Raw genomic sequence first — 20,970 nt, 5'->3', positions numbered from 1 at the left:
CAACTTGTGATAAAAGTGAGGGAAATAGTTATGATGAAAAAAATTATATCTATTATCTGTATGCTTTTTGCTATTATTTTAATGGCGATACCATATGGTGTAGCTATGACTTTTGCACCGGGCCCTTCCGAACGGGTAATTAATTACTACTCATATTTTAGTATGATACCTTTAGGATATGGAAATTGGTTTCCGATAATTGCTGCATTTCTATCGATTGCTGTTCTGTTGTTAATTTTGCTCTCTATCAAAAAATCAAATACAGGGAAGATGATACAAGTTTGTTTGGCGATATGTATCATTACTTCGATATTGTCATGGTTGATATTTGATTCAATCAGTATCGTAGGAGTTGCTGTAGCAATTATTCATGTTATTGTACTTGTACTACAAACACCTCATCTTCAATAAATTGTTAAAAAGCTAAAGGTCATTTTTGTTTAGTTAGAAGTTTATATAATATAATGTTATGGTATAATGATACACATAATTTTATGATTATATAAGATGAGGCGATTGAAGTATAATTATTTGTAAAATAACATAAAATTTTTGTATAAATGTGTTCTTTTATGATAAAATAAAATTGGCAATGTTTTTGGAATTATGCACCATCATTAAGGTAGGTTTTAGATATGTCTGATGAAAAGTACACTATAACTCAAGCTGCTTCCATTACCGGTTATGAGCCGCATGTTATAAGGTATTATGAAAAAGAGTTCAATCTGGATATCCCGAGGAATAAGTCGAATCATAGATATTTTACAAACAAGGAAATTGAAAAATTAAATGAGATTAAAAAATTGCAAAACAGGGGTTTCAGCAATACCCAGATTAAGTTGATATTGGATTCTCCTAAAACCATATTAGGCATTCAGGATGAACTATCAAAAACTAAATCTGATAAAAGATCAGCTATAACAGATGGCTCACTTGAAAAGATAAAAGACGATATAAATAAGAGCATAAAAAAACAATTGGATTTATACAACCAGCAGCAACAAGAGTTATTGTATTCTTTAGTTGGACAATGCAAAGATCTGCTAGAAGAGATCAAGGTTTCAATAAACAAAGATGATGATATTCTATTAGCCGAAAATATGAAATTAAAAATGAAAATAAAACAAAAATCTTACGAGGTTTTAGAATTGAGGGAGCAGTTGCAAAGGGAGAGAAATAAAAACAATTCTGTTTTAAATAAAATATTTGGAAAATAAAAAAGTGATTTTAGCATCACTTTTTTTATTTTATTCGTACAAATTGCAAATAATAATTATGAATATATTAATAGGAGGTGAAAAATTGGGTGATTTTATACCGGAAGAATATCTGACAAAGTTGGGTCAGAGAAGAAGAAACCCGGATACCAAGCAATGGGAAACCATTTTTACCGATTATTTAGAAGTAAAATGGAGAATGGTTTGGTATAGACAGGAAAATGCTGAAAATACACAAACGGTGATAAAAGATAAAATTATAGATATTAACAATAAATTTGCTTATTTCGAATTACAAGTAACTGATTCCAGGGGCAATATTGAAATAGGGGTGGGTTCAGAATCAGGAGATGATTTTGAAGATTATATAGAAAAGGCCTATACAAAAGCATATGGCAGAGCGTTGGCATCATTAGGTTATGGAACTCAGTTTGCTTCGGAGTTAAATGAAGCAAATAGGATTGTTGATAGTCCAGTTGCAGAAAAAAGTCTTATAACTGAGGCACAAAAGCGCGCCATCTATGCTATATACAATAGTTTAGGCATGAGGGAAGATGAGATACGGGAGATTATGAATAAGAGATATAAAAAAAGCGATAGCAAGAAACTCACTAAATACGAAGCATCAGACCTTATAGATTATCTAAATCATATTAAAGCAAGTTCAAGTTCAGAAAGCCAAAGATTAAATTGATATAAGATTTTTTTGTTTGTTGATGTATTAATTTGTTAATATTTTAAGTATAATGTTTTATTTAAATGATATATGTTAAAATTTAAAGTGTGATTTCGGTCACACTTTTTTATTGAATTTGAACCTGTGATAAAACAATATTAAACCAAAATGTAAGGAAGGGTCAAAATGGATAAAAAAAGCTTTGTATTGGGAATTGACACTGGAGGCACATACACGGATGCGGTATTGTATGATTACCAAAGAGATGAAATTATAAAAGCCGGAAAATCATTGACAACCTATAAAGATTTAAGTATAGGCATAGAAAACGCTATAAAAAAAGTAATAAGTTCAAATTCTTCAAAAATCGCTTTTATATCTATATCTACCACTCTGGCTACTAATATGATTGTTGAAAACAAAGGCGGAAGAGTAGCGTTAATACTCATCGGATATGATAAATCCTTAATTGAAAAATATAATTTCTCTAAACATTTTAACGCTCAAAGGATAGAATATGTGAAAGGTGGACATGACCTTAGAGGGGAAGAAAAAAGTCCTTTAGATACAGAAACAGCCAAAAAGTTTATTCAGGATAATTCAGACCATGTAGATGTGTTTGCAGTATCAGGTTATTATTCCGTATATAATAATAAGCACGAACTGATAGTAAAAGACCTGATAAAAACCATTTGTAATAAGCCGGTAGTCTGTGGGCATGAATTATCCTCCCAATTAGATTCTATTAAACGTGCTTCTACTGTAACACTCAATGCCGGTCTTATTCCAAGGATAAAAAAACTTTTAGTATCCATCCAAGAAGTGGCTGATCAGCAGGGTATAGATGCACCAATTTATGTAGTTAAAGGCGATGGTTCCCTTATAACTTCAGAGATTGCATTGGAAAGGCCTATAGAGACAATATTGTCAGGTCCTGCCTCTAGCTGTATAGGAGTAAAAAAAATTACTGGCCATCAAGAATGTATTGTTGCAGATATAGGAGGTACTACTACCGATATTGCCGTTTTTAAAGACGGAGATATAAGGGTAAATCAAAAAGGTACTAATGTGGGTGGATACAGAACCCATGTAACAGCAATTGATATGACCACTATCGGACTAGGAGGAGATAGCCTTATCTATCTATCTGACGATGGAAACATAAAATTATCTTCAAATAGAGTAACTCCATTATGTAGGCTATCCAAATACAGGGAACAGATTATGGATTATCTTAATGATAAGAATAACTTCATACCTCTATATCATAATTATTTAGCAGAACTAGTATTTATGTATTATAATGACACAAACAACAAAAGAGATCTATCCTTGTCAGAGGATGAAAAGCATATTATAGATATTATCAGACCAGTACCTATCAATATAGGCAAGGTTGCTAAAAATTTAAATACAGATGAAATGAATGTGTTTAGAAAGACAAAAAGGTTGGAACAAGAAGGGATTATACAATTTTCCGGTTTTACACCTACTGATTTGTTGCATTGCGTAGGTGATTTTAAAAAATGGGACGCAACCATATCTTTAAAGACATTCGAAATACTAGCAAAGAAATTACACAAAAGCGATGTTTCTATCAAAAAAGATATACTGAATATAATTCATAAAAAATTTTTATCAGCCATTGCCTCTGTAAGTTTTGGAGAGCAATATGATGAGAACTCTTTTGATTATATTTTAGATAATATTATCAGTCGAGAAAAAAATGAGCTTGCAAGCATATCATTTAAAATTAAAGTACCTTTAGTAATCGTGGGTGCTCCTGCATTGAGTTTGTTTTCCGGATTGAGAGATTATAACCCAGAACTATGTATAGAAATACCACAGAACTATTCTATTGCTAACGCTTTGGGAACAGCATGTGCCAACATAACTTTTAGAAAAACTATAAAAATCATGCTGAGCAATTTACCCGATGAAAGCAAAAGGTACCTTATTTATACCGGAAAAAATATTAAATCAGTAGGCGAAAAATCTCAAGCTATAGATTATGCAAAAAGAATTGCCGCACAGCAGATTGATTTTCAAATGGAAAAGGCAGGCATGAAGAAATATTCAATAAAAGAAAACATTAAAGAGTATGAGGATGTGGATTATTATAGTTGTACCGTGGAACTAATAGGACAAGCTAAGCCATAATTTGCTCAACAATGACTCACCAGATTTTTCTTGTTGTTATAAAAACGGCATTATGTTAACATAATGTTGATATTGGGGGAGGAAGAAGGTGAGGTTGAGGTGAAAGGAAAATATAAAATATTGATTAATCTTCTATTAATTATTATATTTTTGATTCCTATAAACACAAATGCGGCTGAGGCCAATGCATTGTATCGAATAAAGTATGGAGATACACTCTATAGTATTGCTACTTCCTATGACGTAGGGTTAGATAGATTGGTTGCAAACAACAATATAGCTCGTCCTGATCATATTTATCCTGGACAGATGTTATATATTCCTGATCAAACATTGGGATTGAAAAAGGCTTTATATCAAATCCGATATGGAGATAGCTTATATAAAATATCTAGAAAATTTAATATGGGTATAGATGAAATAAAAAGATTAAACAATCTTAAGGACAATACCATATACGCAGGAAATTTTTTGATTGTTGTACCCAACAGTAGTGAATTGCATATAGACGTTAATATACAAAGCCAAATTATGAGAGTTTATTACAAGGACATAGTGGTAAAAGAGATGGATATATCTTCTGGACTGCCAGGTTACGATACACCTAAAGGGCATTTTGAAGTACAAAATAGGGGTGATTGGTTTTACAATGAAAAATACCAAGAAGGTGCAAAATACTGGGTATCTTTCCTGTACTGGGGCAAATATCTATTTCACACTGTGCCTATGGATAGAGACGAAAATGTTATAGAAGAGGAAGCTGCAAAAATAGGACAAAGAGCATCCCATGGTTGTATAAGGTTAAAAATACCGGACGCTAAATGGCTGTATGATAATATTCCTATTAAAGCTAAAGTATATATTCATTAAAATAAAGAGCATTGATTGCTCTTTATTTTATTATACTAATTGTATATTGAAAAATTTTGTATATTATTATAATCTTATACTATAAGGGATTGTTTAGGAGGAAATAAAATGAATCAAGCTACTGATTTTGATAATTCTCTGATAGAAAATGTATATAAAATTGTAAGCCAAAAAGATTTAAAATATTTTATAAAGACTTGGGGCTGTCAAATGAATGAGCATGACTCTGAAAAAATAGAGGGTATGCTTGAACACATGGGATATATGCCTGCCCCGGATGAAAAACATGCGGATATAGTAGTATTCAATACATGCTGTGTTAGAGAAAACGCTGAGTTAAAAGTGTATGGACATATTGGCGCTTTAAAGCATTTAAAAAGGCGAAACCCTGATATGATCATATGTGTCTGCGGATGCATGACACAACAGAAACAAATATCTGAATATATCAAAAAAACATATCCTTTTGTGGACATTGTTATTGGCACACATAATACACATATACTCCCTGAATTGGTACAAAAGGTATTGAAAAACCAAAGTCCTATTGTCAGTGTTTGGGACAAAGAGAGTGGTATAGTAGAGAGGATGCCTGTAAAAAGAGAAAAGGGCGTAAAAGCATGGGTAACTGTTATGTACGGATGTGATAATTTTTGCACATACTGCATTGTGCCCTATGTAAGAGGAAGAGAAAGGAGCAGGAGAATAGAAGATATCACAGAAGAGATAAAATTATTAGGCCAACAAGGATACAAAGAGATAACTCTACTAGGTCAGAATGTAAATTCATATGGGAAAGATTTAGGTGGAAAAGTAGATTTTGCAGATTTACTGTATCAAGTTGATAAAATAGAGCAAATAGAAAGGATTAGATTTATCACTTCACATCCAAAAGATTTGTCCGATAGACTGATATATGCCATGAGGGATTGCGATAAGGTGTGTGAGCAGTTACATCTACCTATACAGTCTGGAAGCAGTGCTATATTGAAAAAGATGAATCGAAGATATACTAAAGAGCAATATCTTGAGTTGGTGGACAAAGTGCGAAAGGAGATTCCGGGAGTAGCTATATCTACTGATATAATTGTAGGTTTTCCCGGTGAAACTGATCAAGACTTTAATGAAACGATTGATGTAATAAAACGAGTAAAATATGATTCCGCTTTTACTTTTATTTATTCTAAAAGAAGTGGTACACCTGCAGCAAAAATGCAAAATCAAATAGATGAAGATACAAAGCATGAAAGACTTTATCGATTGATAGAGGTGCAAACAAAAATAAGCCAGCAAATAAACCAAAAATTATTAGGAAGTACTGTAGAGGTCCTTGTAGAGCAAGTAAGTAAAAAAAATCAGCATAAGGTGACAGGAAGGACTAGAACAGGGAAAATAGTAAACTTTCAAGGTGAAAAAGATTTGATCGGAAAATTGATAAAAGTGAAAATAACCAATGTGCTGGCCCACTGGTTGGAGGGAAATGTAGTAAAATAAGGAGGAATCTAATTGAGTAAGCTTACTCCAATGATGCAGCAATACAAAGAAATAAAAGAAGAATATAAAGATGCAATATTGTTTTTTAGGTTGGGGGATTTTTATGAGATGTTTTTTGATGATGCTTTGATTGCTTCAAAGATTTTAAACATTGCGCTGACAGGACGTGACTGCGGTCTTAAAGAAAGGGCGCCTATGTGTGGGGTACCCTATCACTCGTGTCAATCATATATAGCCAAACTTATAGAAAATGGTTATAAAGTAGCAATATGTGAACAGCTGGAGGATCCATCCAAAGCAAAAGGGATTGTAAAACGAGATGTAGTAAAGGTGATCACTCCGGGGACTGTTACTGATGAAAATATGCTGGATGACAAAAGGAATAATTATTTGTTATCCATATTTGAAGGGCAGGATGGATTCGGAATTGCGTATATAGATATCACAACCGGTGAATTTTATATGAGCGAAATCGATGATCAAAACATGCAGTCAAAGCTGATAGATGAAATTGCAAAAATCCATCCCTCCGAAATAATAAGCAATCAAAAGTTTACTGAAAACAAAAAAATAGTCAACTTTATTAAGGATATAATGGATGTGTATTTAACTTGCTATGACGAATGGGCTTTCGAATACCATAGGGCGAAAAAGAGGTTGTTAGATTATCTAGGCGTAATAACCTTGGATGGATATGGATGCAGCGGAAAGAGGAAAGGGATCAGCGCTGCCGGTGCACTGATGGAATATGTTTACCAAACACAGAAATCCACTTTGAAACATATAAACGGCATAAATTTTTATTCAGTAGAAGATTATATGATGCTGGATATTGCTACAAGGTTAAATTTGGAGATCACTCAGACAATGCGTGGCAAACAGAAGAAAGGAAGTCTTTTATGGGTATTAGATAAGACAAACACTTCTATGGGTGCACGAATGATGAGAAAATGGATTGAACAGCCGCTGCTGGACATACATAATATTACCATGAGATTGGATGGCGTAGAAGAATTGAAGGATAATATGATCCAAAGAGAAAATCTCAAAGATTTGTTGAGCAATATATATGATATAGAGCGGTTGATGGGGAAAATAAGTGCTGGGACTGTGAACGCGAAAGATTTTATTGCATTGAAACAATCTATTGCAGTATTGCCTGATATTAAAGCTCTACTTTCATCCTTTGATTCGGAACTTTTGAAAAAATACTTTGACAGTCTGGATACATTAGAAGACATATACAAGGTCATCGATGAGGCTATCATAGATGATCCGCCCAACAACATAACAGAGGGTGGCATTATAAAAGCCGGATACAATGCCGAGGTAGATGAATTAAGAAAAGCGGGAAAGCTGGGCAAGGAATGGATAGCCTCTTTAGAAAAAAACGAAAAGCAGAAAACAGGTATAAAAACCCTCAAGGTCGGTTTTAACAAAGTATTCGGATATTATATCGAGGTTACAAAGTCATATTACTCTTTAGTTCCCGATTATTTTATCAGAAAACAGACTCTGGCAAATGCAGAGCGATATGTAACTCCTGAATTAAAAGAGATGGAATTTAAGATATTAGGTGCTGAAGAAAAGGTGGTAAAGCTGGAGTATGACCTTTTTTCGGATATTAGACAGAGGATATCAAAAGAGATCCATAGAATAAAGAGCGTATCAGAGATAATCGCCTGTATAGATTGTTTGTTTTCATTTGCCCAGGTGGCAGATGTAAATCAATATATAAAACCTGAATTAAACAATTCAAGCTATATAGATATAAAAGGGGGCAGACACCCTGTAGTTGAAAAAACTATTAAGAATCAACTTTTTGTAAAGAATGATACCTATCTTGATTCAAACAACGATAGGCTTTGTATTCTTACCGGACCTAATATGGCAGGAAAAAGCACCTATATGCGACAAGTTGCTTTAATCACTCTTTTGGCCCAGATCGGCTGTTTTGTTCCTGCAGATAAAGCAGATTTATGTATAACAGATAGGATATTTACTCGAGTCGGCGCTTCTGATGACCTTTCCTCTGGTCAAAGCACTTTTATGGTAGAAATGATAGAGTTGGCCAATATATTGAATAATGCCACAGAAAACAGCCTGGTAATATTGGATGAAATAGGAAGAGGAACCAGCACTTTTGATGGGCTGAGTATAGCCTGGGCAGCTATAGAGTACATAAGTGATAAAAACAGGATAGGTGCAAAAACTTTATTTGCAACGCACTATCATGAATTGACAGAGCTGGAAGGAATAATCGATGGTGTTAAAAATTACTGTATAAGTGTTAAGGAAGAAGGAGAAGATATAATTTTTTTGAGGAAGATAAAAAGAGGCGGAGCAGATAAAAGCTTTGGTATTCAAGTGGCAAAACTTGCCGGTCTCCCCCAATCGGTGATAAAACGTGCAGAAGAAATATTGAATCATCTGGAAAGCAAAGATATTAATAAAAACAATATTAAAGATGCTATTGCAGTTAGTGTGGAAAACAATGATGCTAAAGATGAACAGATAGATATGTATGAATATCAATATAGAGAGATAGTGGATTACATAAAAAATATCGATATATTGGATACCACACCTTTAGAAGCGATGAATATTCTTAATAAACTAATAAATAAGGCAAATAATATATAATGAGGGATTACATGGAACGCAGAATTAAGGTTTTAGATCAGGCGACTATTAACAAGATTGCCGCCGGAGAGGTTGTTGAAAACCCATCTTCAGTAGTAAAGGAGCTGGTGGAAAACTCCATTGACGCTGGCAGCAGTTCCATAACAGTAGAGATACGGAACGGGGGAATACCCTATTTGAGGGTAACTGATGATGGGATTGGTATTGTATCTCAGGATATCCACCTTGCATTTGAACGGCATGCTACCAGTAAAATAAAAGAAGCAGATGACCTTGAAAACATAAATTCATTAGGTTTTAGAGGGGAAGCTTTGGCTAGCATTGCAGCAGTTTCCCAGATGGAGATAATAACTAAAAGTCAAGCGGATGATGCGGGTACGGCTCTAACTATTGAAGGAGGAAAGGTGGTTTCTAAAAAATCTGTGGGCTGTCCTGAAGGAACCACTGTAGTTGTCAGGAATCTTTTTTATAATACACCAGCAAGGTTAAAATATCTAAAAACTCCTTCCCGTGAAACGGGACAGATAACTGAAATTATAAATAAAATGATTTTATCAAAACCTGATATAGCATTCAAATATATAAATAATGGTAAAACTATGTTAGTATCACCGGGGGATGGGAATTTATTAAATGCAATAGCAGTTATTTATGGGAAAGATGTAATCCAAGACCTTGTGAGCATTGATTATAACTGTGAATTGTTCCAGATGAAAGGCTATATAGGAAAGCCGGGGATTTCAAAGCCCAGCAGGCGATTTCAAAATATATTTGTAAACCACCGTTATGTGAAAAGTCATGCCATAAGCGATGCTATCAATAGCGCCTATAAAACCATGGTGATGATCAATAAATATCCTTTTGCAGTACTGTACATCTATTTTCCTGCTGAAAAAATAGATGTAAATGTTCACCCTGCCAAAATGGAGATAAGGTTTGATAAACAAAGTGTAATTTGTCAAATGATAACTGTGCAAATAAGAAAAGCTTTATTAAATAGTGTTACCACATTTAAAAGTCCAAATATCTCTAATTTTGCAAAAGAACTTAAAAAAACATATGTACCTGTTCAGGTTGAAAAAAAGGCAATAAATAAAAAAATAGACAATATTGGCTTAAATTGTATTAAACATGAAAAACTTGAAGATAATATTAAAGTGAGCGATCAGTATAAACCGATATATGATTACAAAATAATAGGACAGATTTTCGCTACATATATAATTGTAGAGGAAGGTGATAAAGTATATTTGATAGATCAGCATGCAGCCCATGAGAGATTGTTATTTGAAAAGTATAAACACATGTATAAAACAAGCAATGTGAACAGACAACTGCTTGTAACACCGATAGTGGAACAGCTGCCCGGACAGTATATGCAGATATATAAGGACAACACCCAACTGCTGGAAAGATTAGGGTTTTATGCGGAGGAGTTTGGTATAAATACAGTGTCCATCAGAGAAGTGCCTGTATTTGTACATAACGATAAAATAAAATCATTGTTTTTAGATATCTTGGATATACTGCTCAATGATAAAACAGTTGATGCTGATGATTTGGTAGAAAAGAAAATTATTACGAAAGCATGCAAAGCTGCGATAAAAGCTAATGACAAATTGAATTCAGCGGAGATAATAGAGCTATTAAACAAAATACGTTCTTCAAAGATTCCACCTACATGCCCCCATGGCAGGCCAATATTGATTGAAATAACAAAGTATGAATTAGAAAAAAAGTTTAAGAGAATTCAATAAATATCGGAGGAGGATATTTTTTATGATGGTTGTGATAGTAGGGCCTACTGCTGTGGGTAAAACAGAATTATCTATAGAGTTAGCCAAAAGATTTGATGGAGAAATTGTATCAGCCGATTCTATGCAGATCTATAAATATTTAGATATCGGAACTGCAAAACCTACCAAGGATGAAATGCAGGGTATTCCACATTATATGATTGATATAGTATACCCAGAACAAGATTTCAATGTTGCAAAATATAAAAAAATGGCAACACACTATATAGATGATATTTCCGAAAGAAATAAATTACCTATTTTAGTGGGAGGAACAGGGCTTTATATAAGCTCTATCTTGTATGACTTAAAATTCACTGATGCAAAACCGGATACTAGCTTAAGAGAAAAGTTAGAGCAAGATATGAAGGATAAAGGGGTAGAAGCTCTATATGATGAGCTGAATCGGGTAGATCCGGATTCATGTAAGAGGATACATATAAACGATAAAAAGAGGATTATAAGGGCATTAGAGGTGTATTATAGAACTGGTAAACCTATGTCCCATTTTGAAGAGGATGAAAAAAAATTAAATTCTCAATATGCTCCTATTATCATAATAGGACTGACTATGGATAGGGAAAAATTATATCAAAAAATCAATTTAAGAACGAATTTGATGATACAAAATGGGCTGTTAGAAGAAGTGGAAAGCTTGATAAAAAAAGGATATGATAAAAATTTACAGTCCATACAAGCTTTAGGGTATAAAGAATTATACGACTATTTTGAAGGCACCAAGACCTTAGAGGAAGTAGTGGAGGATATAAAAAGAGAGACCAGGAGATATGCTAAAAGACAGATTACTTGGTTTAAAAAAGACAAAAACATAAAATGGTTTAAAGTAGATGAATTTAAAACCAAGGAAAACTTGATAGATTGTGTTATAAACTATATAAAAGATGAGATGGAAGGTGGTTGAAAATGGCGGAAAAAAATGTGATTAATGCTCAGGATAATTATCTAAATAATTTCAGAAAAGAGGCTGTTCCATTAACTATACATCTTATAAACGGTTATCAGTTCAAAGGCATTATAAAAGCGTTTGACAATTTTACCATACTTTTAAAAACCACTGATAAGCATGTGCTGATTTATAAACATGCGGTTTCTACTATATCCTATGATGGCAATTAAAAGAGATGTTTTATCAGTCTATTTTCTAATCAACAAACCCCTATTGATACATAGAGTATTAATAGGGGTTTATATTATATTTATCATATGGGGGACCGTCAATGAAGTTGATTAAAAAATATATTACAATGCCTATTAAATCAGAAAGGCAGCAGAAAAAAGTATATACAACAAGGCCCGGCTCACTAAAAAAAATAAAAAGAGAAATAGATTCATTAATAGGACTTGATAATGTAAAGAAACTGATAAAAGAAATTGAAGCGTTTGTACATATTCAAAAAAAAAGAAGAGAGAACAACTTGGTTTCACAACCTATATCATTACATATGGTATTTAAAGGAAACCCCGGCACCGGAAAAACGACTATTGCAAGATTGCTTGCTGCACTGTTTAAAGAACTGGGTGTATTGGAAAAAGGTCATCTTGTAGAGGTAGAAAGAGCTGATCTTGTAGGTGAATATATAGGTCATACAGCTCAAAAAGTCAGGGTTCAGATAAACAATGCTATGGGTGGAATTCTATTTATTGATGAAGCATATTCCCTTGCAAGGGGAGGGGAGAGGGATTTTGGCAAGGAAGCCATAGACTCTTTAGTTAAGGCTATGGAAGACTATAAGGATAGTTTTATTTTGATACTTGCAGGATATCCCAATGAGATGGATTATTTTTTAAATACAAATCCGGGGTTAAATTCAAGATTCCCTATACATATGTACTTTGAAGATTATACAGTGGAGGAGCTGGCTCAAATAGCCGATGTAATCCTTACAAACAGACAATACAAGTTATCCGGGGATGCCAGAGAAACCTTAAAAAGGATACTTCGATCTTCAATATCTGAAAGAGGAAGCCTGGAAGGCAATGCAAGATTTATTAGAAATATGATGGAAAAGGCTATAAGAAAGCAGGCGTTGAGGTTATCCGGCAACCAAATTTTGAATAGGGAAAAATTGATCACCATTGAAAAGAAAGATATAATTCAGGCCTTTTATGTTTAAACATATAAAGTATGTTTGATAGACATAGATACAATATGATAAAATTAGTCTGGTCTGAAATATATTATTTAACCGGGGTGAAGCAATAATTATGGATAAGATTTTGATAGACAAGCTATTGCAACAAAAACTAGATATACATAGCAATATAATTGAATTTGTTGAAGATGCAGAAGCGGACATTGCTGATGCATTAAAAGATAAAGGTATTATAAAAGAATATAACCAATATAAGGTATTGCATGCCATGCAGGAAGCAAGGCTCAGCGATAGACATTTTGTCCCTTCTACAGGATATGGATACAGCGATCAGGGAAGAGAGATATTGGAGGAGATATATTCCATTGTTTTTGGCAGCGAGGATGCCTTGGTTCGACCTAATATCGTATCTGGCACCCATGCTATATCCCTGTGCTTGTATTCCCTTCTAAATCCGGGAGAACATATGATTTCTGCTGCTGGGGCACCGTACGATACACTTCAAAAGGTAATAGGGCTAAAAGGCGATAGAGAGGATACATTGATTAAAGACGGTGTGATTTTTGAAACAAATGATTTAAACCAAAGATTTGAGATGGATATAGATAGCCTTATGAATAAAATTAACGACAAAACAAGTCTCATCCTGTTTCAAAGATCGAGAGGATATGATTGGAGAAAGTCCCTATCTATTCGTGAAATAGGCCATGCGATAAATTCCGTAAAACAAATAAATGAAAAAATAATCTGTATGGTGGATAATTGCTATGGAGAATTTGTTGATTACAAGGAACCGATAGAATGCGGTGCCGATATTGTAGCAGGTTCACTCATAAAAAATCCCGGCGGTGGCCTTGCACCTACAGGAGGATATATAGTGGGAAAGAGTAAGCTGATAAATAAGATAGCAAACAGGCTTACCTGTCCGGGCCTGGGCAAGGATCTTGGCTCTTACAACGCAAGCTATAGACCCTTTATTCAAGGTCTTTTTATGGCCCCTCATGTAGTATATGAATCAGTAAAAGGTGCCATGTTGTGTGCAAGTGTATTTGAAAAGCTGGGATTCGAAGTGATGCCAGGCGTAAGAGACAAAAGAAATGATATAACCCAAGCGGTAAAATTTAATAATGAGGAAATGCTCGTTGCTTTTTGCCAGGGAATCCAAGAGGCATCTCCTGTAGATAGCAATGTATTGCCTATACCGGGAGATATGCCCGGTTATCAAAACCAAGTAATTATGGCAGCGGGCACATTTATACAGGGGGCTTCCATAGAATTGAGCGCAGATGGTCCGATAAGGGAACCGTACATCGCATATGTTCAAGGAGGCCTGAACTATGAACATGTCAAGGTAGGAATAATGATAGCATTGAAAAATCTTATAGATAAAAAACTGATTGAATTATAATTTTCTAAACACACCGATTACTTTTCCTAGTATTTTCACATCTTTTACGATGATAGGGTCCATATAAGGATTTTCTGGTTGAAGCCTTATATGGTCTTTTTCTTTGTAGAATCTTTTTACAGTTGCTTCTTCATCATCTATCAGGGCAACTACTATGTCGCCGTTAGTCGAAGTGTACTGTTGTTTGACAACTACATAGTCATTATCCAGTATTCCTGCATTTATCATACTTTCTCCTTGAACCTTTAGAATGAATGTATTGTCTTCATGAATAAAATCTTTAGGAAGGGGAAAGGTATCCTCGATATTTTCTATGGCAAGAATCGGATTTCCTGCAGTAACTCTCCCTACAATCGGGATATCGACTACCTGTTTTCTATCATAAAAACCACCTGTTTCCAAAACTTCTATTGCTCTGGGTTTTGAAGGATCTCGTCTTATATATCCATTTTCCTCAAGTTTGGAAAGATGGCCATGAACGGTGGACGTGGATTTAAAACCAACTGCTTTGCAGATCTCCCTGACTGATGGAGGATATCCATTTTGATGCAGACTATATTTAATGAAATCCAATATTTGCCTCTGTTTATCAGTAATATTATCTGTCATATTTTCTTTCTCCTCATTCATATATTTAATATATATTATAACATAATAAAAATACTCAATCAAACACTAGTTCGATAAAACAGCGTTTGACAAAGAACATTTGTTCGTATATAATACAATTAAAGAACAGATGTTCGGGGGTATTATACTTTTTATCTATGGAGGGATAGAAATGGCTGATACTTCTTATAAAAAGAGAAAATTAGTTATAGTGTCAAAAACAAGGTTTTGTATTTTTTTGATAATTGTTTTTGTTATTTTCTTATCTATTATTGCTAGTACTTTTAACAATACCAACGCAAAAGAAAAATTAGGACAATCATCTTTAAAAATAGTTTCTGTTCAAAAAGGGGATACTCTGTGGGATATATCAAATAAATATGCACCCAGAAATATGGATAAGAGGAAGTACATATATGAAGTAAGAAAGATAAATAATATGAAATCGGCATACCTACTGGAAGGGCAAAAAATAAAATTGCCGGATTTTTAGTAATTAAACTTAATCAAATATTTTATGCTCATAAGGATTTTCTTATGAGCATTTTTTGCGAATAATTATATTGATCAATAAAATAATCTGATGTTGATAAAGCAGAAAAAATGATATAATAAAAAAAGAGGCGTGTGTCTCTCTAAAACAAGGTTTGGAGGAACTAAATGGAAAAGAAGCTCTATAAATCTAAAAATGATAAAAAAATTTCCGGAGTATGTGGAGGTATAGCGGAATATTTTGATATTGATCCAACTATTATCAGAATAATATGGGTTATTTTCTCGCTATACTATGGTTCCGGAATCATAGCTTATATTGCTTGTGCTTTAATAATGCCTGATGAACCGGAAAAAATGGAAATGTAATTGCAGGGCAAGTAACCCATGATTTAATCCCGCAATTTAAGCATTCTTGCAGCTTGTCTACGTTTATCATCGCTTATGGCTGCATAATGTTTCTTGGTGGTGTTCACATCTTTATGACCAAGGACATCTGCCACAAGGTATATATCTCCTGTTTCTCTATAAAGGTTTGTCCCATAGGTGCTCCTCAATTTATGGGGCGATATGTTTTTTAATTGGGTCACTTGAGAAGAGTATTTTTTTACTAAATTTTGAACAGCTCTTTTGCTGATCCTTCTTCTTTGAAGTGATAGGAAAAGGGCCTGTTCATGACCGGGTAAAGGTTGCATATTTTTCCTTTCTTCTATATAGTCCACCAGTATATCTTTTACTTCATCGCTAAAATATAGGATTACTTGATTTCCACCTTTTCTTGTTATTTTGAATCCATTCACATTAAAATCAAAATCATCCATGTTCAAGCCTACACATTCACTTATACGTATCCCTGTACCTAAAAAGAGGGTGAGTATAGCAAGGTCTCTAGATTTAGTATATTTGTGATAACGCTTTTGTGTCTTTGTCAATCCTTCACCTGACTCAACAGCATCGAGAAGTTTGGCTACTTCGTCTATTTCCAAGCGTATGATAGGTTTTTCGTATATTTTAGGCAGATCTACAAGACTGGTTACATTTCTGTCCAGTTTTTGTTTTTTATAAAAATAAGAAAATAGAGAACGTAGAGAGGATAACTTTCTAGCCTTGCCAGGATTTGTATTTTTTAGTTCATCTTGATCATTTACATAATAAGATAGATATTCCAAGAAAATTTCAATATGAGTAGGGGTTACTCTGTTTAAATCTTCCAGATCGAAGGAGGTAGGGGATTTGCCTTTAAATTCTTCGATATCTGCAGACAGAAAATCAAAGAAAACCTTTAAATCATATGCATATGCTATTCGCGTAAGGATTGAGGTGGTAGGTTCAATACCTCTTATAAATTCACCACACAAATCAGGAAGATCCGCTAATATTTTTCTCAACTTCAATGTATTGGACTGGTATAATTGTTGATTGAAATCTTGATTGGAAGACATATAAATTCTCCTTTAAACTTATTATGAATAAATTTTACCATAAAGCATGACTTTTTGCAATACTATTCATTAAACTTGTCTTTCGCGAATAGTATTTAATGCAAATAAATTTCGTGGTAAATGGCACAAAACTTATTTGCAACTTTTATATTAAATTATATAGAATTGTTTATTCTCTTTTCTATATCTTCGGGCGATACTCCCCTTGCATTGATAATAGGAACTTTCGTCAATGTGTCTTGCATACCTAGCAAATTTTCGTTTGAGCCTGTAATTATAATTGCACCTAAATTATCATAATCATCAAAGTTTCTTATTGCGTTTTGAGGATTATTTTCGAACTCCTGTATTTTATAGCCTTTTTGTTCAAAATAGTCTTTTATTGGGTCAAGGCCTTTTTGTATCGCAATATTTTTCATCTGTATATCTCCCCTCGTTTATCTATATTATCTTCAAAAATACCTGTTTAGATACATAAAAAAAAGGCTCTATTTTATAAGCCTTTTTTTATAGTCTATTTAAAATTGTGGTTTGTTTAAAAATAAATATAATATTCCTAATATCAAAGGTTGGTGTAAAAGATATATAATAAGCGAATTTCTTCCAATGTACGAAATTGGTTCCCTATAGTATACCTTAATAAGCCCTTTTTTATCCTTGTAAAAGGCTTTTCCTGTGAATATACCGTATAGATAAACCCCGAACCATGGTATCATAGGATAGTAATCCCAAGCGGTAAAATCAAGGCTTTTTAGGCCTAAAGGGAAAAGATACTCAGTATGCATGTTTATTTCCTTAAAAACTAATTCTAGCAGAATAATAATTGTACCTAGTATTAAAATTGATACTAGTTTTCTATTTATAAAAAAAGAAGATATAATCATGCTAATCCCTAGAAAATGCAATATACCAAATTTTATATATAGCTTGTCGTCAATAAAAAATGTGATTACTGTAATTAAAAAGCCTAATAATAATACCTTAATACCTCTCCTGACGGGATTTTTACTCAAAGTGCAACTTATTCCTGAAATAAATATAAAAAGTATTCCAGATATTTTTCCTATGAAATACCAATGACTATTTAAATAATCGATATCAAAATGATAAAAATCGCGAAGATCCACTATTACATGAAAGCATATCATCAAAATGAGTGCAATACCCCTTAAAAAATCTATTTCCCATATTCTCGTTTTGTTTGCAATATGTTTCATGATAATTCTTCCTTTTATTTATTGTTTTCAAAAACGTACTTCCCTTCTGTTGTCAGTTTGTTTGTGATATCTATCATGTTTTGAAATTTATGTATTATTTCAAAGGATAAACTTTCGGATATTTTATAATTTTGATAAGCTTTATCTTTATCATTATTTTTTATGTTATCTATAACATCTTCAGCGCCTTTATGCAGTTTTGAATGAATTGGTTCTACTTCTGTCCAAATATTCTTAACCCTTTCATCAGATGGCTGCATGGAATAATAAAAATGTCCGAACCCGCATTTACGGTCATCGGTCTGTATTGGTAAAACCCGCATATCATCAACCATAGATTTAAGGTCATTCATCCACCTTTTATGTGCAGTTATAGCTATATTCAAAAAGTTGATAAAATATTCGTTTTCCAATTTCCAAAGACTTGTGCTACTCAATTTCCCGCTCTTTTTGGTTAAACTATCCAGTATTTGCTCAATAGAAATCAAAGATGAAGATATATCGTTTATAGAGCTTGATATATTTGATACACTCATCGATGCGTTATGCACTTGCTCTGAGTCATCGCTTAAAAGTTGAGTTGAGGCAGATATTTGTTGTATCGAAGCATTAAGTTGTTCATTAAAAGCCGATATTTCATTTATATTATCATTGAGTTTGCCGATAAGCTGTGTACTTTGATTTAATTGGTCATCAACTTGATTTAAATTATTGTTTACATCCTGAATGTATGTTATTGTACTTTGGACGCTTGCAGAAGTGGAAGAAGATGAAGTTCCTAATTCGTCTACTAGATTGTTTGCAGTGCCAACTAAGGTTTTTACATCTTCAGATAGTTTTCTTATCTCTTGTGCTACTACAGCGAAGCCTCTTCCATGTTCACCTGCGTTTGCCGCTTCGATAGATGCGTTGATAGCTAATAAATTGGTTTGTTTCGCAATATTTTCTATTCCCCTCATTGCTTCCCTGATAACATTGAGTTTGTCTATTAGGTTTTCCACATCATCCTTCATACCTTCTGCAACGTTTAATGTGGTCTGGTTTTTACTGACAACTTCATCAAGCATTTTGGTGCTAGCTTCAGTATTCTTATAAATGTTGGAAGACATGTCCGAAATATCACTTATATTAGATACTGAATTTGACGATGACTTAGCTATCTCATCCATACTCGCAGATAATTGCTGAGCCATTGATACCATAGAGTGGGAGATTGAATCCATTCTATCCACAGAATTATCCAATTGCTTCGAATAATATTTGAGCTTTAGATCAAGGCTACTTATCATTGTAGATGCTTGTACACTATCATGGGTTATATCGTTTATAGTTTTATGGGTAATTTTATCGTACTTTGACTGTTTGTTATTATCAATCGACTTGTTTTTAATTATTTTTCCTAACAATTATATACCTCCTCATCAGGCTTTTTACAATACTGATTTATTAAATACCCATTTGATTCTATTTTTAAACTATATATAACAAAATTAATTTTTAAAGTAAGTGGATTTTATTTTTTTATTTGTTCTTTGGCAAGTTGATCGCATCTGTTATTCATTTCATTGTCTGAATGCCCTTTTACTTTTACCCACTCAATGTTATGGGTTCTATCATATTTTATCAATAGTTCCCATAGATCTTTATTTTCAACACTTTTTTTTGTGCTGGTTTTCCAGCCATTTTTGACCCATCTATCCACCCATTTTCTAGTAAAGGCATTTATCAGATAAGCGCTATCACTATAAAGTATGATATCAGAAGGTCTTTTTATGAGTTCAAGTGCTTTTACAGCAGCGGTCAGCTCCATCCTGTTATTTGTCGTGTTTGGATTACCGCCCGAAATTTCCTTAATATAGTTTTTGTAAATGAGAATTGCAGCCCATCCTCCCGGGCCCGGATTATGACTGCATGCACCATCGGTATATATTAAAATTTTATTCATAGACTTTATAAAGGTTAACATAATTATATTATGTTAACCTTACTACCTCCCCATCTGTTTAGATTTCTCTTCACAAGTTTTAACAGCTTCTATTATAGCTGCTCTAAACCCACATTTTTCTAAAGTATAAACTGCTTCAATAGTTGTTCCGCCTGGCGAACATACCATATCTTTTAATACTCCCGGATGGTTTTCAGTTTCCAGTACCATTTTAGCTGCCCCCATAACTGCCTGAGAGCAGATTTTATAGGCTTTTTCTCTACTCATCCCTTTTAACACAGCTCCATCAGCTAAAGCTTCTATGAACATATATACATAAGCAGGGCTGCTTCCGCTTATTGCCGTAACACAGTCCATCAGATTCTCATCAATGATTTCTACTTCACCGAGTCCAGAAAAAATAGAGAAAATTGTATCTAATTCGTTGGAATTTACCCTATCATTGGCGGAAAATGCCGTCATTCCACACCCGACAAGAGCAGGGGTGTTAGGCATTGCACGTATGATCTTTGTACCAGCAGGGAAAAGCTCCATCATTTTTTTAATACTTATTCCGGGGGCTATAGATACCAATAGCTTGTTTTTATCTATATGTTCTGATATTTCTTTTGCTACATTTTCGAATATTTGAGGTTTAATACATAATATCAATAAATTTGAATTTTGTACAACAACTTTGTTATCTTTAGATATGTTTATATTCTTTTGGATATTCTTTATCTCCATCAGTTTATTCTGATCAATATCTCCCACATAGATATTTTCATAAGGTATTTGTTTATCTTTAATTATTCCCTTTATTATTGCACTTCCCATATTTCCTGCCCCTATTATACCAACTTTAAATTCGCTATTATTCATTAAAAACCCTCCAATTTTTAAAATAG

20 protein-coding genes are annotated in these 20,970 nt (G+C 33.5%); 14 read left to right on the top strand and 6 right to left on the bottom strand.

Translation table 11 applies throughout. From position 1 onward, the window contains the following. The first annotated feature begins 6 nt into the window (after positions 1-6). The 12 genes from PHP06_07175 (at position 7) to PHP06_07120 (ending at position 14,378) form a co-directional block, all read left to right on the top strand. On the top strand, positions 7-411 hold the full coding sequence (locus PHP06_07175; GenBank protein ID MDD3840342.1) for a hypothetical protein: 405 nt from the start codon (positions 7-9) through the stop codon (positions 409-411). 224 nt (positions 412-635) lie between these two features. Continuing rightward, the gene (locus tag PHP06_07170) at positions 636-1,217 is read left to right on the top strand and encodes a MerR family transcriptional regulator (protein ID MDD3840341.1); all 582 of its coding nucleotides are present in this window, start codon (positions 636-638) and stop codon (positions 1,215-1,217) included. Between the two features lie 85 nt (positions 1,218-1,302). Then, positions 1,303-1,911, top strand: coding sequence for a hypothetical protein (locus PHP06_07165; GenBank protein ID MDD3840340.1), 609 nt, complete (start codon positions 1,303-1,305; stop codon positions 1,909-1,911). 168 nt (positions 1,912-2,079) lie between these two features. Next, positions 2,080-4,053, top strand: coding sequence for a hydantoinase/oxoprolinase family protein (locus PHP06_07160; GenBank protein ID MDD3840339.1), 1,974 nt, complete (start codon positions 2,080-2,082; stop codon positions 4,051-4,053). A gap of 99 nt (positions 4,054-4,152) precedes the next feature. Then, complete coding sequence (locus PHP06_07155; protein MDD3840338.1) at positions 4,153-4,923, top strand: LysM peptidoglycan-binding domain-containing protein; 771 nt, start codon at positions 4,153-4,155, stop codon at positions 4,921-4,923. Positions 4,924-5,031: 108 nt separating this feature from the next. After that, the gene (gene miaB, locus PHP06_07150; GenBank protein ID MDD3840337.1) at positions 5,032-6,417 is read left to right on the top strand and encodes a tRNA (N6-isopentenyl adenosine(37)-C2)-methylthiotransferase MiaB; all 1,386 of its coding nucleotides are present in this window, start codon (positions 5,032-5,034) and stop codon (positions 6,415-6,417) included. A gap of 12 nt (positions 6,418-6,429) precedes the next feature. Further along, positions 6,430-9,060 carry a DNA mismatch repair protein MutS gene (mutS, locus tag PHP06_07145; protein ID MDD3840336.1) on the top strand — a complete coding sequence of 877 codons (2,631 nt, stop codon included), beginning with the start codon at positions 6,430-6,432 and terminating at the stop codon, positions 9,058-9,060. A gap of 11 nt (positions 9,061-9,071) precedes the next feature. After that, entirely contained in the window at positions 9,072-10,817 is a 1,746-nt protein-coding gene (gene mutL, locus PHP06_07140; protein ID MDD3840335.1) for a DNA mismatch repair endonuclease MutL, read from the top strand. A 13-nt stretch (positions 10,818-10,830) separates the two neighbouring features. Continuing rightward, positions 10,831-11,778, top strand: a complete 948-nt coding sequence (miaA, locus tag PHP06_07135; GenBank protein MDD3840334.1) for a tRNA (adenosine(37)-N6)-dimethylallyltransferase MiaA — start codon at positions 10,831-10,833, stop codon at positions 11,776-11,778. A 2-nt stretch (positions 11,779-11,780) separates the two neighbouring features. Then, positions 11,781-11,993 carry an RNA chaperone Hfq gene (hfq, locus tag PHP06_07130; protein MDD3840333.1) on the top strand — a complete coding sequence of 71 codons (213 nt, stop codon included), beginning with the start codon at positions 11,781-11,783 and terminating at the stop codon, positions 11,991-11,993. Positions 11,994-12,094: 101 nt separating this feature from the next. Next, positions 12,095-12,991 carry an AAA family ATPase gene (locus PHP06_07125; protein MDD3840332.1) on the top strand — a complete coding sequence of 299 codons (897 nt, stop codon included), beginning with the start codon at positions 12,095-12,097 and terminating at the stop codon, positions 12,989-12,991. A 91-nt stretch (positions 12,992-13,082) separates the two neighbouring features. After that, a complete protein-coding gene (locus tag PHP06_07120; protein ID MDD3840331.1) occupies positions 13,083-14,378 on the top strand; it encodes a methionine gamma-lyase family protein in 1,296 nt (431 codons plus the stop codon). Here PHP06_07120 and lexA read toward each other — a convergent pair. Beyond that, complete coding sequence (gene lexA, locus PHP06_07115; GenBank protein MDD3840330.1) at positions 14,373-14,987, bottom strand: transcriptional repressor LexA; 615 nt, start codon at positions 14,985-14,987, stop codon at positions 14,373-14,375. The genes PHP06_07120 and lexA overlap by 6 nt on opposite strands. A gap of 172 nt (positions 14,988-15,159) precedes the next feature. Between lexA and PHP06_07110 the strand changes: the two genes are divergently transcribed. After that, positions 15,160-15,480 carry a LysM peptidoglycan-binding domain-containing protein gene (locus PHP06_07110; protein MDD3840329.1) on the top strand — a complete coding sequence of 107 codons (321 nt, stop codon included), beginning with the start codon at positions 15,160-15,162 and terminating at the stop codon, positions 15,478-15,480. Positions 15,481-15,647: 167 nt separating this feature from the next. Then, positions 15,648-15,848: a PspC domain-containing protein gene (locus PHP06_07105; GenBank protein ID MDD3840328.1), complete on the top strand. Its 201-nt coding sequence runs from the start codon at positions 15,648-15,650 to the stop codon at positions 15,846-15,848. A 23-nt stretch (positions 15,849-15,871) separates the two neighbouring features. Here PHP06_07105 and PHP06_07100 read toward each other — a convergent pair whose 3' ends face one another. The 5 genes from PHP06_07100 to proC all read right to left on the bottom strand — a co-directional run bounded on the left by PHP06_07100 (position 15,872) and on the right by proC (position 20,944). After that, positions 15,872-16,921: a tyrosine-type recombinase/integrase gene (locus PHP06_07100; GenBank protein MDD3840327.1), complete on the bottom strand. Its 1,050-nt coding sequence runs from the start codon at positions 16,919-16,921 to the stop codon at positions 15,872-15,874. Between the two features lie 155 nt (positions 16,922-17,076). After that, a complete protein-coding gene (locus PHP06_07095) occupies positions 17,077-17,340 on the bottom strand; it encodes a YkuS family protein (protein ID MDD3840326.1) in 264 nt (87 codons plus the stop codon). Between the two features lie 812 nt (positions 17,341-18,152). After that, the gene (locus tag PHP06_07090; protein MDD3840325.1) at positions 18,153-19,544 is read right to left on the bottom strand and encodes a methyl-accepting chemotaxis protein; all 1,392 of its coding nucleotides are present in this window, start codon (positions 19,542-19,544) and stop codon (positions 18,153-18,155) included. A 107-nt stretch (positions 19,545-19,651) separates the two neighbouring features. Beyond that, a complete protein-coding gene (gene rnhA / locus PHP06_07085; GenBank protein MDD3840324.1) occupies positions 19,652-20,083 on the bottom strand; it encodes a ribonuclease HI in 432 nt (143 codons plus the stop codon). 42 nt (positions 20,084-20,125) lie between these two features. Then, positions 20,126-20,944 (bottom strand): pyrroline-5-carboxylate reductase, encoded by an 819-nt coding sequence (proC, locus tag PHP06_07080; protein ID MDD3840323.1) that lies wholly within the window; start codon positions 20,942-20,944, stop codon positions 20,126-20,128. Between the last annotated feature and the right edge of the window lie 26 nt (positions 20,945-20,970).

The sequence above is a fragment of the Clostridia bacterium genome (assembly GCA_028698525.1).
Classification (GTDB): Bacteria; Bacillota; Clostridia; order JAQVDB01; family JAQVDB01; genus JAQVDB01.
The sequence above is the reverse complement of the archived record's forward strand: the minus strand, read 5'-3'. Positions and strand labels throughout refer to the sequence as shown.